The organism is Glycomyces sp. NPDC049804, assembly GCF_040674615.1.
In the GTDB taxonomy this organism is placed as follows: Bacteria; Actinomycetota; Actinomycetes; order Mycobacteriales; family Micromonosporaceae; genus Glycomyces; species Glycomyces niveus.
Window position 1 is genome coordinate 35,056 of sequence record NZ_JBFAMQ010000009.1, and the last position, 14,778, is coordinate 49,833.

Annotated in this window: 16 protein-coding genes; 4 read left to right on the forward strand and 12 right to left on the reverse strand. The window is 72.6% G+C overall.

Annotated features, from left to right (window positions below; translation table 11 throughout):
* Positions 1-130: 130 nt before the first annotated feature.
* The 6 genes from AB0K52_RS15990 to AB0K52_RS16015 all read right to left on the reverse strand — a co-directional run bounded on the left by AB0K52_RS15990 (position 131) and on the right by AB0K52_RS16015 (position 6,347).
* On the reverse strand, positions 131-1,135 hold the full coding sequence (locus AB0K52_RS15990; protein ID WP_363532203.1) for a serine hydrolase: 1,005 nt from the start codon (positions 1,133-1,135) through the stop codon (positions 131-133).
* An 83-nt stretch (positions 1,136-1,218) separates the two neighbouring features.
* Positions 1,219-2,547, reverse strand: a complete 1,329-nt coding sequence (locus AB0K52_RS15995) for a glutamate mutase L (RefSeq protein WP_363532206.1) — start codon at positions 2,545-2,547, stop codon at positions 1,219-1,221.
* Positions 2,544-2,927 carry a hotdog fold domain-containing protein gene (locus tag AB0K52_RS16000; protein ID WP_363532208.1) on the reverse strand — a complete coding sequence of 128 codons (384 nt, stop codon included), beginning with the start codon at positions 2,925-2,927 and terminating at the stop codon, positions 2,544-2,546. The genes AB0K52_RS15995 and AB0K52_RS16000 overlap by 4 nt, the downstream gene beginning before the upstream one ends.
* A complete protein-coding gene (locus AB0K52_RS16005) occupies positions 2,924-3,667 on the reverse strand; it encodes an OAM dimerization domain-containing protein (RefSeq protein WP_208495697.1) in 744 nt (247 codons plus the stop codon). The genes AB0K52_RS16000 and AB0K52_RS16005 overlap by 4 nt, the downstream gene beginning before the upstream one ends.
* Positions 3,664-5,265, reverse strand: a complete 1,602-nt coding sequence (locus tag AB0K52_RS16010) for a lysine 5,6-aminomutase subunit alpha (RefSeq protein WP_363532213.1) — start codon at positions 5,263-5,265, stop codon at positions 3,664-3,666. The genes AB0K52_RS16005 and AB0K52_RS16010 overlap by 4 nt, the downstream gene beginning before the upstream one ends.
* Entirely contained in the window at positions 5,262-6,347 is a 1,086-nt protein-coding gene (locus tag AB0K52_RS16015) for a hypothetical protein (protein WP_363532216.1), read from the reverse strand. Before AB0K52_RS16015 ends, AB0K52_RS16010 begins: the two co-directional genes overlap by 4 nt.
* 185 nt (positions 6,348-6,532) lie before the next feature.
* On the opposite strand from AB0K52_RS16015, the gene AB0K52_RS16020 reads away from it, so the two are divergent.
* The 3 genes from AB0K52_RS16020 (at position 6,533) to AB0K52_RS16030 (ending at position 9,404) form a co-directional block, all read left to right on the forward strand.
* Positions 6,533-7,975 carry a lysine 2,3-aminomutase gene (locus tag AB0K52_RS16020; RefSeq protein WP_363532219.1) on the forward strand — a complete coding sequence of 481 codons (1,443 nt, stop codon included), beginning with the start codon at positions 6,533-6,535 and terminating at the stop codon, positions 7,973-7,975.
* Complete coding sequence (locus AB0K52_RS16025; protein WP_363532222.1) at positions 7,972-8,811, forward strand: 3-keto-5-aminohexanoate cleavage protein; 840 nt, start codon at positions 7,972-7,974, stop codon at positions 8,809-8,811. The genes AB0K52_RS16020 and AB0K52_RS16025 overlap by 4 nt, the downstream gene beginning before the upstream one ends.
* Before the next feature lie 71 nt (positions 8,812-8,882).
* On the forward strand, positions 8,883-9,404 hold the full coding sequence (locus AB0K52_RS16030; protein ID WP_363532224.1) for an isochorismatase family protein: 522 nt from the start codon (positions 8,883-8,885) through the stop codon (positions 9,402-9,404).
* A 73-nt stretch (positions 9,405-9,477) separates the two neighbouring features.
* Here AB0K52_RS16030 and AB0K52_RS16035 read toward each other — a convergent pair whose 3' ends face one another.
* Positions 9,478-10,395, reverse strand: a complete 918-nt coding sequence (locus AB0K52_RS16035) for an NADP-dependent oxidoreductase (protein WP_363532227.1) — start codon at positions 10,393-10,395, stop codon at positions 9,478-9,480.
* Between the two features lie 122 nt (positions 10,396-10,517).
* Between AB0K52_RS16035 and AB0K52_RS16040 the strand changes: the two genes are divergently transcribed.
* Positions 10,518-10,958 carry a helix-turn-helix domain-containing protein gene (locus tag AB0K52_RS16040; RefSeq protein WP_363532230.1) on the forward strand — a complete coding sequence of 147 codons (441 nt, stop codon included), beginning with the start codon at positions 10,518-10,520 and terminating at the stop codon, positions 10,956-10,958.
* Here the strand turns inward: AB0K52_RS16040 and AB0K52_RS16045 are convergent.
* From AB0K52_RS16045 to AB0K52_RS16065, 5 genes are all read right to left on the reverse strand, one after another.
* Positions 10,944-11,555, reverse strand: a complete 612-nt coding sequence (locus AB0K52_RS16045; protein ID WP_363532233.1) for a phosphotransferase — start codon at positions 11,553-11,555, stop codon at positions 10,944-10,946. The two genes, AB0K52_RS16040 and AB0K52_RS16045, sit on opposite strands and share 15 nt — an antisense overlap.
* A 96-nt stretch (positions 11,556-11,651) precedes the next feature.
* Positions 11,652-12,638 (reverse strand): iron-siderophore ABC transporter substrate-binding protein, encoded by a 987-nt coding sequence (locus tag AB0K52_RS16050; RefSeq protein ID WP_363532236.1) that lies wholly within the window; start codon positions 12,636-12,638, stop codon positions 11,652-11,654.
* A 65-nt stretch (positions 12,639-12,703) separates the two neighbouring features.
* Positions 12,704-13,513, reverse strand: coding sequence for an ABC transporter ATP-binding protein (locus AB0K52_RS16055; protein ID WP_363532239.1), 810 nt, complete (start codon positions 13,511-13,513; stop codon positions 12,704-12,706).
* A complete protein-coding gene (locus AB0K52_RS16060; RefSeq protein WP_363532241.1) occupies positions 13,510-14,565 on the reverse strand; it encodes an iron ABC transporter permease in 1,056 nt (351 codons plus the stop codon). Before AB0K52_RS16060 ends, AB0K52_RS16055 begins: the two co-directional genes overlap by 4 nt.
* A partial coding sequence (locus AB0K52_RS16065) for a hypothetical protein (protein ID WP_363532244.1) occupies positions 14,562-14,778 on the reverse strand: 217 nt, incomplete at its 5' end. The genes AB0K52_RS16065 and AB0K52_RS16060, both read right to left, overlap by 4 nt.

Sequence of the window (14,778 nt, forward strand, 5' to 3'; positions counted from 1 at the left end):
GAGCAACACTCTCGCGGCGCAGGGTGAACGGCAGGTGGCGGGCCGGTGAGCGGGGGCGGCACAGTGGTCGACGGTTGCCGGAGACGGCGAGGTCCCGGCCGCGGCGCGGCCGGGACCTCGGGTTTCCGGCTTACTGGGTCAGGCCGCCGTTGAGGGCTTCCTGCTCCACTTCGAGCTCGACCGCGTCGGTCGCGGCGGTGCCCGCGGCGTTCACGATGTCGAACATCTTGCGGCCCATGGCGGCGTGCGCCTGGACGGCCGGGTGGGTCGCGCCGTAGTTGCCCCAGTTGTTGGTGAACTGGGCCATGAAGGAGTAGACGAGGGCGGGGGCGCCCGCGCTGCTGTAGACCACGCCCGACTCGTTGCGGGTGGCGTCGTCGGCGCCGTACTTCATGGCGACGCGGGCGCGCTCGACCGAGGACATGTTGCGGCGGAAGCCGTCGTGGTAGCCGCTGAGCCCCTTGAGGATGTTGAGGAAGAAGCTCGTGCCCTTCGCCGAGAGCAGCTCGCCCTTCGCCAGGCGGGTGAGCAGCTGGTTGGTCTCGATCGCGGTGGTGTTGCCGAGCCACATGCGGTTCGGGTTGGCGGGGTTGGGGATCACGCGGGTGTCGGTGAAGCCCTTGGCCGCCAGGGTCTCGTTGATCTCGGCGGGCGGGCAGACCAGGCCGCACAGCCGCACCGAGGTGTTGTCGGAGGTCAGGAGCATCGCGACCAGGACGTTCGCGACGGTGATCTCGTCGCCGTACGCGGTCTGGTGGAAGTAGAAGCCCGAGCCGGTGAGGATGATGTCCGAGGTCAGGGTGATCCGATCGTCCAGGGCGAGCTCGCCGCGGTCGATCTTGTCGAGCACGCCGAGCGCGATGCCGAGCTTGTTCATGCTCGCGGCGGTCTGGATGCTCGCGGAGTTCTGGTTCACGGCCACGACCGGCGCGGCGGTGCCGTTGAGGAGGGTCACGTACCCCTGCCAGGTGCCGCCGGCCTTGACGGTCTCGGCGTCCCAGACCGCCTTGATCGCCTGGGCGGTCGTGGTGGCCTGCGCGGTGGACCGCTCCGCGTGCGCGGCGGAGGCGGAGCCGAGGACGGCCCCGCCAGCGGTCACGGCGGCGCCGAGCTTGATTACATCGCGTCGTTCCATGGTCGCCTTTCGTTGGCTTGCGAGGTGCTGAGGAAGGTTCCATGACAGGTACGCCCGGAGCGGGGCGAGCGGTTGCCCGCGGATCAGAACGAAGTGGACCCGAGGAGTCCTATCGCGAGTCCGCGGTGGCCGTTCGCGGCGAGCAGCCCGGCCGGAGCGAGCCGGTAGTCCGCGTCGACGGCGAAGCGGGCGTCCTTCGGGGGCCGCACCCCGCCGGACGTGTCCGCGCCGACCGCCTCGCGCAGCCACACGGCCGCATCGGGGTCGCGGCGCAGGATCCCGCCCGAGCCGACGACGAGGCTCACGGCGGCGAGGTCCTTGCCGCCGCGCAGCGGCTCGGTCGGGCCGCCGATGCGCTCGCCGCGGGCGTGCCGGCGCACCGCGATGCGGGCGGCGAGGGCGCTCAGCTCGGCGTCGTCGGCCGGATCGCTCGCCCGGAACGCCGGGTTCGCGGCTCGCAGCCGGGCGGCCTCGGGGAGGCCCCAGCCGGTGGGGAGGTCCTCCTCGTCGGCGGCCTCCACGATGCCGACGGCGGTGTGGCGGACGCCGAGGTCGCCTTCCACGGTCCTTGAGCGCCAAGCGGTCCCGGCGACTTCGGCGCGCGGGCCCTCGCGTTCGGCGTCGGGGGTGAGCACCGAGTAGACGTCGGTGGTCGCGCCGCCCACGTCGACCACGAGGAGGTCCGCGCCCGTGGTCTCGGCGAGGAGTTCGACGCCCGTGAGCACGGCGTCGGGGGTGGGGGCCTTGACCATGCGGGTGAACTCGGCGCTGGCCGAGAGGTGCTTCCCGGCGATCACGTGGCGCAGGAAGACCTCGCGGAGCGCGGTGCGGGCGGGGACGGGGTTGAGGACCCCGATGCGCGGCAGGACGTTCGCGACCCGGGTCGTGTCGATCCGGGCCGCGGTGAGCACCGCCGCGACGTCCTCGGCGGCGTCCGCGTTGCCCGCCAGGACGACCGGGGTGCGCAGGCCCGACTCGGCGAGCGCTTCGGCGTGGGCGCGCAGCGCGGTCTCGTCGCCGCCGTCGGTGCCGCCGGCCAGGAGGATCACGTCGGGGCGGGCGGCTGCGAGCGCGACGAAGTCGCCCGCCGCCAGGTCCCCAGCGCGCACGTCCACGACCTTGGCGCCGGCGCTGAGCCCGGCCCGGTAGGCGGCGCGGGCGGTGACCAGGGGCTCGTTGCCGATGACGGCGAGCCGCAGGCCGCCGCCCGCAGACGAGCACACGAGCGTTTCGACCACCTTGGCGCCCTTGGGGACCGCTTCGGCAACGGCGGCCCGGAGGCCGTCCATGACGTCGGTCCCGATCGTGGTCGGGCGCGAGGCCCCGCCGAGGAGCGCGCCGGAGCCCGCGTCGACGGCGGCGGCCTTGGTGTAGGTCGATCCGACGTCGACGCAGACGACGGCTTCGGTCACGGGACGACGACCGTCCCGGTCGCGGTGGTGGCGGTGATCGGCTCGTCCAGCACCGAAGCCGCCGAGTCGCCCCGCTCGGGGTCGGCGCGGCACACCACTTTGAGCGTGAACTCGACGGTGCGGCTGCGGCGGCCGGTGCGCACCACCGTCGCGGTGGCCTCCACGACGTCGCCGGCCCTCACCGGCGCCTTGAACTGCACGTCCGCGTAGGACGCGAACAGGCCCTCGTCGCCGTCGGTGAGGATGCACAGCTCGGTGGCCACATCGCCGAACAGGCCGAGCCCGTAGGCCCCGTCGACGAGGTTCCCGCCGTAGTGGGCGTGGCCGTAGGGGATGTAGCGGCGGTGGGTGACGGTGACACCGTCGTGGTTGGCGCTCATGCGTTCGCTTTCATGGTGACGAGACGGTGGACGAGATAGGAGGCCACATCGGACGGTGTGGTGCCGCGGGTGAAGATGCGGTCGACCCCGAGCTCGGTCGCGGCGCCCTCGTCGAAGCGGGGGCCGCCGACGACGAGCAGCGGCCGGCGCCCCGGCGGCAGCGCCTCGCGGAAGGCCGCCGACATCTCGCGGGTGTTGTGCAGGTGGGCGTCCTTCTGCGTGACGACCTGGCTCACCAGCACCGCGTCGGCCTCCTCGTCGACCGCGCGGTTGACGAGGTCGGGCACGGCGACCTGCGCGCCGAGGTTCACGACCCGCAGCTCCCGGTAGTACTCCAGGCCCTTCTCCCCCGCCACGCCCTTGATGTTGAGGATCGCGTCGATGCCGACGGTGTGGGCGTCGGTGCCGATGCACGCGCCCACGACGCAGAGCTTGCGGCCGAGCTTCTCGCGGATGGCGTCGTTGACGTCCTTGGGGCTCAGGTGCGGGTAGTCCTTCTCGACCACTTTGACCTCGTCGAGGTTGACGAGGTGGGTGGAGGCGCCGTAGACGACGAAGAACGTGTAGCCCTCGCCGATGGCCTTGGCGTGCACCAGCATCGCGCCGTCGAGCCCCATCTTGGCGGCGAGCTGCAGGGCCGCGCCCTCGGCGCGCTTGTCGTGCGGGACGGGCAGGGTGAAGGACAGCTGCACCATGCCGTCGCCGGTGGTGTCCCCGTAGGGCCTGATGATGCGGCTCATCGGGACGCCTCCTTCCGCGCGCCGGCGAGCGGGGCGTCCTGGTCGGGGCTCGTCCGGTCCAACTCCTCTGCGGCCGGATTCCAGTAGTCGTCGGCGCGCTCGGCGACGCCGTCGAGGCCGCGCCCGCCGTCGGCGGGGCGCTTCATGATGCCGAAGGTGCCGTCCGCGATGGCGTTGAGCAGGCCGTCGTCCACGATCCGCTCGAGCAGGTCGACGGCTTCGCCGAGGACCCGGTCGGCGCGGGCGGCGATGAAGCCGTCCTTGGGCGGATGGAAGTCCTCGGCGAGGCCGGCGCAGGCGCTGAGCACGTACCGCACGTTCTGCAGCGCGATGTCGCGGTCGGAGAGCCAGGGGGTCACGACCGCTTCGGTCATCATGCCCACCAGCAGGATCGACTGCCCGGTCATGACGCCCGCGAGGTTGAAGAACCCGTCGAGGAGGTTGCCGCGGAAGACGTCGCCGGTCATGTGCTTCGTCGGCGGCATCCACTTCAGCGGCGCGGCCGGGAACAGCTGGCGGGCCAGCAGCGCGTGCGCGAGCTCGAGCCGGAACGACTCGGGCACTTCGGGGTTGATCTCGAACGCGTGCCCGAGGCCCAGCAGCGGGTCCGGGAGCCCGGCTTCGTGCGCGAACCGCTCGTTGAGCAGCTGCGAGACCGTGACCGTGTGCGCGGCTTCGACCGCGTCGGCCGTGGTCAGGTAGTTGTCCTCGCCGGTGTTGATGATGATCCCGGCGCGGGCGTGCACCTGGCGGCTGAACCGCTGGTCCACGAAGGTGCGGATCGGGTTGATGTCGCGGAACAGGATGCCGTACATCGAGTCGTTGAGCATCATGTCGAGCCGGTGCATGCCCGCCAGCGCGGCGATCTCGGGCATGCAGAGCCCGGACGCGTAGTTGGTGAGGCGGATGTAGCGGCCGACCTCGCGGGAGGTCTCGTCGAGGGCGGCGCGCATGAGCCGGAAGTTCTCGCCGGTGGCGTAGGTGCCGGCGAAGCCTTCGCGGGTGGCGCCTTCGGGCACGTAGTCCAGGAGGGACTGGCCGGTGGAGCGGATGACGGCGATGACGTCGGCTCCGGCTTTGGCGGCGGCCTGGGCCTGCGGGATGTCCTCGTAGATGTCGCCGGTGGCGACGATGAGGTAGATCCAGGGGCGCTGGGGCGGGTCGCCGATCTCGGCGACGAGTTCGTCCCGCCTGCTTCGGGACCGGTCGATGCGGTCGAAGCCGTGGCGGACGGCGGTTTGGGCGCGGGCGCGGGCGGCCTCGGCGTCGCCGCCGGTGGGGAGGGTGAAGCGGGCGCCGTCGGCGGCGGCCGCGTGGGCGAGGCGTTCGAGGTCCGGGAAGTCCTTGAGCGCGTGGAAGACAGGGAGGGCGATGCCGTGCTCGATGCCGACCTGCTCTTGGACGGCGTCGGCGAGGCGGTTGACCCAGGGGATGCCGTCGGGGTCGGCGCCGGTGAGTCCGGCGAGGCGCAGAGTGGCGCGTTCGACGGAGACGGTGGTGTGGCTGCGGGCCAGGTCGACGACGGGTTGGGCGGCGGTGGCGGCGAGGCGGCGGGCCTTGGCGACGACGGCCGGGTCGAGCGGGAGTTCGGCGGTCACGCTTGCTCCTGTTCGAAGAGGCCTGCGATTTGTCGGTTCGCGTGGTCGACGCGGTCGATGAAGAGGTCCTTCAGGTGCGGGTTCGCCCTGAGCAGTGCGAGGGCGTAGTCGGCGTGGCCGGGGACGTAGCCGTTGCCGATGAGCATCTCGACGTCGGCGGCGAGGCCTTCGGCGCCGAGGGCGGCGGCCGGGAAGGACGTGGCCATGGAGAAGAAGACGATCGTGCCGCCGGTGGCGGTGGCGAGGATGGCGCCGTGTTCGCAGCCGGGGACGTCGACGCAGACGACGGTGACGTCCGCGCCGTCCCCGTCGAGCGCCTTGGTGACCTTCTTGGCGAGGAGGAGCGGGTCGGTGGCGTCGGCGACGACGATCTCGTCGGCGAGTCCCGAGCCGCGCAGCTGGGCGGCCTCGATCTCGTCGCGGACGACGGCGACGACCTGGGCGGCGCCGGCGTCGCGGGCGGCGGCGAGCGAGAGCGAACCGGACTTCCCGGCCGCGCCGATGACGGCGACCGCGGCGGTCCGTTCGGGGCGGCGGCTCACGACGCGGCGGACGAGCGCGGGCGCGCCGCATACGTCGAGGACGGCGAGCGCGAGGTGTTCGGGCAGGTCATCGGGGAGGACGGCCGCGATGGACCGGGCGAAGAGGATGGCGTGCCCGCTGGTCGGGACCTGCTCGGATCTGCCGTCCCAGCGCGCCAACTGATCATCGATGCGCAGCGGGGTGAGGGTCAGGGAGACGAGGGTGGCGACCTTCTGGCCGGTCTTGAGGCCGAGCGGGGAGCGGGGGCCGACGGCGTCGACGGTGCCGATGAGCATGCCGCCGGAGCCGGTGACGGGGTTGTGCATCTTGCCGCGCCGCTCGATGATGGCGAGCACCTCGGCGCGGACGGCCTCGCCGTCGCCGCCGTGGGCGTCGTGGAGCTGCCGGTAGGAGGCCGCGTCGAGGTTGAGGCGCTCGACGCTGATGCGGACCTCGTCGTCGGCGATCTCGGGGTCGGGGTCGAGCCGGTCGGCTGCTTGTGGCAGCGCTCCGGCGGGGCTGACGACTCGGTGCGATCCGACCGGTGAGCCTGTCGACATCGTTGCCGCCCTTCTTGTAGCGGGGAATTTATAGAGTCTCAATATGCGGGACCTAGCGCACAACAGTAACGGAAGGTTATCCTCGTCACAAGGACGGTCATCCCCGTCTGCGAGGTTTCCCGGGCCAACAGCCCGGACATGGAGGTGAGAAGGTGTCGGATCGACCGACGGGAGACACAGCTCCCGTGATCGAGCAGCCCTACCAGTACCGGCGTCGCAGGCTCGAGGAGCCGGACTGGACGAGGTTCCCCGGCTGGGCGGACGTCACCGAGGCCGACTGGGCCTCGGCGCAGTGGCAGCGCGTGCACTGCGTCAAGAACGTCAAGCAGCTGCGGGAGGTCGTGGGCGACCGGCTCCACGAGTCGTTCTACGACGACCTCGCGGCGGACATGGCGCACTCGGCGACCATGTCGATGCTGCTGCCGCCGCAGATGCTCAACACGATGGCGCCCGCGATCGAGGAGACCGCGCCCGGTTCGTGGACCGACGCGTTCTACGCCGACCCGGTGCGCCGGTACATGCTCCCGGTCGCCTCCGACCGGCACGCCGACTGGCCCTCGCACCCGTTCGCGACCCGCGACTCCCTGCACGAGCACGACATGTGGGCCGTCGAAGGCCTCACCCACCGGTACCCGACGAAGGTGCTCGCCGAGCTCCTCTCGACCTGCCCCCAGTACTGCGGGCACTGCACCCGCATGGACCTCGTCGGCAACTCGACCCCCACCGTGGACAAGCGGCGGCTGGCGCTCAAACCGGTCGACCGGCAGACGGCGATCCTCGACTACCTCGAGACCCACCCGGGCGTGCGGGACGTGGTCGTCTCGGGCGGCGACGTGGCGAACCTGCCGTGGAAGCAGCTCGAGCGGTTCCTCGACCGGCTCCTCGACGTGGAGACCATCCGCGACATCCGCCTGGCCACCAAGGCCCTCATGGGGCTGCCGCAGCACTGGCTGCAGGACGAGATCGTCGAGGGCATGGCCCGCGTCGCCAAGCGGGCGGCCGGGCAGGGCGTGAACCTCGCGATCCACACCCACATCAACCACGTGAACTCGGTGACCCCGGCCGTGGCGCGGGCGGCGGCGGCGATGCTCGACGCGGGCGTGCGGGACGTGCGCAACCAGGGCGTGCTCATGCGCGGCGTCAACGACACCCAGGCGGACCTGCTCGACCTGTGCTTCGCGCTGCAGGGCGAGGCGAACATCCTCCCGTACTACTTCTACATGTGCGACATGATCCCCAACGCCGAGCACTGGCGCACCTCCGTCGCGCAGGCCCAGGAGCTGCAGACCGCGATCATGGGCTACCTGCCCGGGTACGCGACCCCGCGCATCATCTGCGACGTGCCGATGGTCGGCAAGCGCTGGGTCCACCAGCTCTCCGAGTACGACCGCGAGCTCGGGATCTCCTACTGGACCAAGAACTACCGCACCTCGATCGAGGCCGACGACCCCGACGCCCTGACCCGCCGGTACCCGTTCTACGACCCGATCGACACCCTGCCCAAGGCCGGCCAGGAGTGGTGGCGGCACATGCACCCGCCGGTCCTCGCGAAGGAGGCCGGGAACGCGGCCGCCGCGCAGTCCCGGCGGGCCGTCGCGAAGCAGGACGCGGCCGCGGAGGTCGCATGACCGGCACCCTGATCACTGTGGCGCCCACCGGGGCCGAGGTCGACAAGGCCGAGGTCCCGGCGCTCCCGGTGACCCTGGACGAGCTCGTCGACGCCGCGAAGCGGTGCGAGCACGCCGGGGCCTCGATCATCCACGTGCACCTGCGCGACGACGAGGCGCGGCCGACGCTCGACCCGGTCCGGTTGCGCGATGCTGTTGCGGCCCTTCGTGAAACGACCGACCTGATCGTGCAGCTCTCGACGGGCGGCTCGGTGCGCGACGGCGAGGCGGCGCGGCTCGCGGTGCTCGACGCCGAACCCGACATGGCCTCCTGCACGATGGGGACCGTGAACTTCGGCGACGAGGTCTTCACCAACCGCTGGGAGTTCATCGTCGGCCTGCACAAGCGCATGCAGGAGCAGGCGGTCGTGCCCGAGTACGAGCTGTTCGACCTGGGGCACCTGGCGGCGCTCGAGCGGCTGCTCGACAAGGAGGGCCTGCCGTTCGGCGGGCACGTGCACGTCGACTTCGTGCTGGGCGTGCCCGGCGGCGCGGCCGGGGACGCCTCGACCGTGGCCGCGTTCGCCGAGGGCGTGCGCCGGTACCTGCCGGAGGGGACCACGTTCTCCGCCACGGGCATCGGACGGACGACGCTGCCGGTCATGTTCGCCTCGCTGGCCCACGGCGGGCACCTGCGGGTGGGCATGGAGGACACGGTGTCGTTCGCGCGGCGGCAGCCGGTCGCGGGCAACGACCAGCTCGTGGAGCGGGCCGCCGCGGCGGCCGCGCTCGCGCAGCGCCCGGCGATCACGACCGTGGAGGCGCGCAAGCTCCTGCGGATGCGCGACGCCGACTGAGTGGACGCGGCGAGCCCGGCCGCGACGCGGCCGGGCTCGAGCCGTCGCCGCCCCCGGTTAATGTGGACGGCGTGGCCTCCCTTGATCCCCGGCAGAGCGCCGTCGTCCTCATCGACCTGATGCCCCGGCTCCTGGAACTCGACCTCGAGCCGCGCACCGGCCCCGCAGTCCTCGAAGCCTCGCTCGCCCTCGCCGAAAGCGCCCGCGCCGCCGGTGCGCCCGTGGTGGCGGTGCGGGTGGAGCGGCCGGACGTGGAGGCGCAGCCGCCGGGCAGCGAACTGGTCCCGGCGGTCGCGGAGCTCGCCGACGCGGTCGTGGTGAAGCGCTCGATCGGCGGCTTCTACGGCACCGATCTCGACGAGGTGCTGCGGCGGTTCGGCGCGCGGACACTGGTCATGGCCGGCGTCATGACCAACCTCGGCGTCGAGTCGACCGCGAGGGCCGCCTCCGACCGCGGCTACGACCTGGTGTTCGCCGAGGACGCCATGAGCGCGCTCAGCGAGGCCGAGCACGAAGCGGCGGTGAACCTGAACCTCCCCCGGTTCGGCGATGTCGTCAGCTCGGCCGATCTGGCCTGGCGGACAGGTCCCTGAGCCGGCAGAACGGCCCGGCCGCAGGCGGCCGGGCCCTGCCACTGCACGGCGGAGGCCGTCCAGCGGATCGCGATCAGGGCTTGACCACGTAGCGGCCGCGCAGTCCGCCTTTCGCCGTCGCCTTGTAGGCCTCGGCGATCTCGTGCAAGGGCAGGACCGCGTGCACCCGGGTCGGCAGCCGGTCGGAGGCGGCCCGGTCCAGCAGCTCGCCCAGGCGCGCGCTGTCGGACTCGGCCATCAGCGTCTTCACGCTGATCCCCCGCTCGGCTTCGGGCACGAGGTTCGGGCGGACGCCCACGAAAATGCCGCCGTCGCGGACCGGGGCCAGGCCCCACTCCTGCTGGGACGAGGTGTCGACGACCGCGTCCCAACCCTGCCCCGCCTCTACGGTGAAGTCCGCGCCGAGTCCTCGCACGAACGCCTCGTCCGCGGCTCGGGCCAGTCCCGTGACCTGCCAGTTCCGGTCGAGCGCCAGCGCGATGACGTTCGCTCCGATGGCTCCGGCCGCACCGGTCACCAGGAGCCGGGCGCCTTCGGTGGGCGCCTCGCCGAGGTGGTCGACGATCTGCGCCGCGCTGAGGCCGCTGAGCGGCACGGTGGAAGCGGCGGCGAGGTCGAGGGCGTCGGGCACTACCGCGAGGTCGGCGGCGTCGACGATGAGCCGTTCGGCGAAGGTGCTGAAGTCGCGGTCGAAGCCGACGACGACACCGGCGACGCGGGTGCCTGTAGTCAGCTCGACTCCGGGCCCGGCGGCGTCCACGACGCCCGCGAAGTCCCAGCCCAGGCCGGTGTGCTCAGGTTGGTTGATCATGCCCATGGTGTGGAAGAAGCCGCCGACGACGCCGAGGTCGGTGGGGTTGACCGGGGAGGCGGCCACCGCGACGCGGACCTGGCCGGGACCGGGCTCGGTGAGGGGGACGTCAATGACCTCGATCGAGTCGGGGCCGTTCGGGGTGCGGACGACGGCGGTGCGGAAGGTGGGCGTGCTCATTGCGTGTGCGCTCCTGCTGTTGCTGTTCGGACTTGACAGCTCTACTTTGCATGGGTAACTCTCTATTGGGAAGTACGCACTTCGAAGTGCGTAGGTCACCTCGAAGTGGGAAGGAGCGGCGCATGCCCACGATGACCGCAGCTCAAAAGCGTGAAGAGGCGCAGGCGAAGTACAACGCGTACTTGGCCGCCTGCCCCAGCCGCCAGCTGCTCGCCCGGATCTCGGACAAGTGGGTCGCGCTGGTCCTGGCGGCGCTGGGCGGCGACGACCCGCAGGCCGACCCCGACCGCGTCGGGCAGTCAAGGCCGATGCGGTACTCCGAGCTGTCGCGGAAGCTGGCGGGGGTGAGCCAGAAGATGCTCACGCAGACGCTGCGCTCGCTCGAGCGAGACGGGCTGATCACCCGGACCGTGACCCCGACGGTGCCGACGACGGTCACGTACGAGTTGACCGATCTCGGTGTCTCGCTGCATCACCTGATGCGCGGCGTCAAGGTCTGGGCGGAGTCGCACATGGACGAGGTCCTGGCCAGCCGCGAGGACTACGACTCACGCGGCGACTGAGGTCGCGGCGGCCCGGAAGACGTCCGCGTACGCGTCGCCGTACTGCGGGTTGAGCCCGGCGGTGAGACTCCAGACCATGTCGTGGAGGTCGCGTTCGCGGTCGGCGACAACGAGGGCGCCGACGTCGACCACGCCGTTGACGGTGAGCGTCCGCGGGTCGAGGATGACGTTGGGGAGCATGTAGTCGCCGTGGCAGACCACGAGGTCCGCCTCAGGGTCCGTCCCGGTTCGGAAGGGGCACTGGTCGACCGGGAGGGTGTGGAAGCGGGCGAGGTAGCGGCCGATCGCCTGCACTACCGCTTTCCGATCGGGCTCGGGCCAGGTCTCGGCGCCGGAGCGTCCGGGGACGGCCGCGGTGACGAGGTAGGCGCGGCCGTCGTCGAGCGCGCCTGCGGCCTCGATCGCGGGGGCGCCCGTCTCGAAGCCAGCGAGCCAGGCGAGCGCCTCGGCCTCGCGCTCGAGCTCGCCGCCGACCTTGACGAACAGCTCGGTCGGCCCCGCGAGCCGCCACACCAGCGCATCGGAATGGCCGATCCCGACCGGCTCCCAGGTGTGGGCGCGGTAGCGGGCGCGCAGCGCTTCGATCGCATCGGGCATGTCCCCCAGCTTCGCATCGCCGGGCGCGGGCGGCAACGCGGTTTGCGGGGGGGTGACGGGCCGCGCCCCGTTCGAGGAGGGCGCGGCCCGGGTCCGCTACTCCGCGTCCGGGAGTTCGACGCCGGTGGCGTTCGCCAGGTCGGCGAGAACGAGACGGGCGGCCTGGATGCCGATGCCGCTCATCCAGATCTCGTCCTGGACGTTGAAGACGCGGTCGTTCTTGACCGCCTCCATCTCGGCCCACAGCGGGTTGTCCATGGCCGCTTCCTGCTCGGTGTTCTCCGGGACGTCGGCGGCGGTGACGAAGAGGAAGTCGGCGTCCGCGAGGTCGATCTGCTCGGGGCCGACCTCGAGCGCGAAGTCGTCCACGTCCTGCGACTCGGGGCGGGCGACGCCGACGTCCTCGAGGATCACGCCGGAGAAGGTGGCCTTCTGGTAGAGGCGGGTCGGGCCGGCGACGAAGCGCACGATCGACACGGTCGGGACCTCGCCGTACGCGGCCTGGATGGCGGTGCCGAGCTCGGCGGCCCGGTTCTCGTAGGCGGTGAGGGCGGCGGCGGCCTCGTCTTCGAGGCCGAGGGCCTCGGCGTGGACCGCGAGGTTCTCCTTCCAGGCCACACCGGTGGTCTCGGTGAACACGGTCGGGGCGATCGCGGCGAGGTCCTCGTAGATGGCCTCGTGGCGGATCTTCGAGGAGAGGATGAGGTCGGGCGCGAGCGCGGCGATCTTCTCCAGGTCGGGCTCCTCCATCGGGCCGACGTCCTCGGTGTTCTCGGTCATCGAGGACAGGTACTCGGGGAACCCGCCGCCGCTCTTGAAGTGCGGGGCGACCGCGCCGACCGGCTCGATGCCGAGGAGCGTGACGTCGTCGAGCTCGCCGGAGTCCAGGACCACGACCCGCGCGGGCGGGGCGGGGATCTCGGTCTCGCCCATGGCGTGCGTGATGGTGCGCGGGAAGGCGTCGGTCACGTGGACCTGCTGCTCGGCGGTGTCGCCGGTGGCGGTCGCCGCGCCGCAGGCGGCCGTGGCGGCCAGCGTGGCGGCGGCCAGGACGGCGGCCGCGCCCCGGATCGTGGTCTTCATTCGGGTGGTTTCCTTTCGGGTGCAGTGGGTGTCAGTGTTCTTGGCAAATCAGGGCTCTCGGCGCATCAGGGTCGGCGGTGCCGAGCGCTCGCCCGCGGGACCACCAGCGGGGTGCCGGTCTCGGGGTCGGGGACGACGCGGCAGGGGACGCCGAAGACGTCCTCGACGAGTTCGGCGGTGAGCACGTCAGCGGGCGCGCCGGTCGCGGCGGGTGCGCCGCCCTGCATGACCACGAGGTGGTCGGCGTAGCGGGCGGCCTGGCCGAGGTCGTGGAGGACCATGACGACCGTGCGGTCGGCGGTGGCGTTGAGTTCGGAGACGAGGTCGAGGACGTCGAGCTGGTGGCGCAGGTCGAGGAAGGTGGTCGGCTCGTCGAGGAGGAGCAGCGGGGTGTCCTGGGCGAGGGCGAGCGCGATCCAGGCGCGCTGGCGCTGGCCGCCGGAGAGGTGGTCGACCGGGAGGTCGCGCAGGGCCGCGGTGCCGGTGCGGGCCAGGGCGTTCTCGACGGCGGCGGTGTCGGCCGGGGACCAGGGGCGCAGGGCGCGCTGGTGGGGGTAGCGGCCGAGGCGGACGAGCGCTTCGACGCTGATGCCTTCGGGGGCGGTGGGCTGCTGCGGGAGGAGTCCGAGTCGGCGGGCGAGGGCGCGGGCGCTCATGCGGTGGACGTCGTCGCCGTCGATGGCGACGGTGCCGGCCTCGGGGGCGATGAGGCGGGCGAGGCCGCGCAGGAGGGTGGACTTGCCGCAGGCGTTGGGGCCGACGATGGCGGTGACCCGGCCGCCGGGGAGGGTGAGGTCGAGGTCGGCGACGATAATGTTGCGGCCGTATCCGATGCGGAGGCCTGCGGCGGTGATGGCGTTGGGGGCGTTCGTCATCGGTCGGTCCTCGGGTCGGGTCGGTTCTGGCGGGCCAGGAGGGCGAGCAGGAACGGCGCGCCCAGGGTGGCGGTGACGACGCCGACGGGGAGGCCGTCGAGGGGCAGCGCGTGCTGGGCGACGAGGTCGGCGGTGAGGAGCAGGAGCGCGCCGGCGAGGGCGTTGAGGGCGAGGGTTCCGGCGGTCGGGGGGCCGGCGAGTCGGCGCACGAGGTGCGGGACGGCGAGCGCGACGAAGCCGACCGGGCCGGTGAGGGCGACGGCGAGGGAGGCGAGGACGACGGCTGCGGCGAGGAGCTGGAGGCGGGCGGGTCCGGGGCGCACGCCGAGGGCGCCTGCGGCGTCGTCGCCGAGGTCGAGGACGGCGGCGCGGCGGTGGAGGGCGAGGACGGCGGCGAGGGCGGCGGTCGTGGCGATGGCGCCGACGATGGTCTCGTTCCAGTTGCGGCCGTAGAGGGAGCCGGTGGTCCAGTGGAGCGCGGAGGAGGCTAGTTCGGCCGGGAAGCGCACGATGAAGAGGTTCACGGCGGCGGTGAGGCCGGCTTGGACGGCGAGGCCGACGAGGACGAGGCGGGTCGGGCTGATGCCGCCTTTCCAAGCCAACAGGCCGAGGATGGTTGCGGCGCAGAGGCCGCCGCCGAGGGCGGCGAGCGGGGTGAGCGGCGCGGCGAGGCCGAGGGCGACGGCGGCGGTCGCGCCGAGTGAGGCGCCGCCGGTGATGCCGACGACGTCGGGGCTCGCCAGGGGGTTGCGGGCGACGCGCTGGAGGACGGCCCCGGCGACGGCGAGCCCGGCTCCGGCGATCACCGCGCTGAGCACGCGCGGGGTGCGGAACCGGCCGACGAGGAGCACATCGCCGCGGTCGCCGGTGCCGAGGAAGAGGGCGTTGAGGGCGCGGCCGGGGCTGAGGACGTTCTCCCCCAGGCAGATCCCGACGAGGATCGCGGCGGCGAGCAGCGCGAGCCCGGCGAGGGCGAGTAGCGAGACACGGCGACGCTGCCGGGTGATGGCCCCGAGGCGGCGGGCAGCAGTGTCGGTGGCGAGCGCGGTCATCGGGCGGCCTTCCCGATGGGGAGGGCGGACCCGGCGAGTGAGAGGGGCGCGACGCGGCGCGCGCGTTCGCCGAGCACCGCGAGCGGTCGGTCCGACGGCGCCGCGGTCGCGCCGCCGGGGCGTCGCTCGTCGCGGCCGGTCTCGTGGCTCATCGGACGGCCTTCCTCACGCGAGGAACCGACCCCGCCGAACACGGGCGGCGCGGCGTGGCAG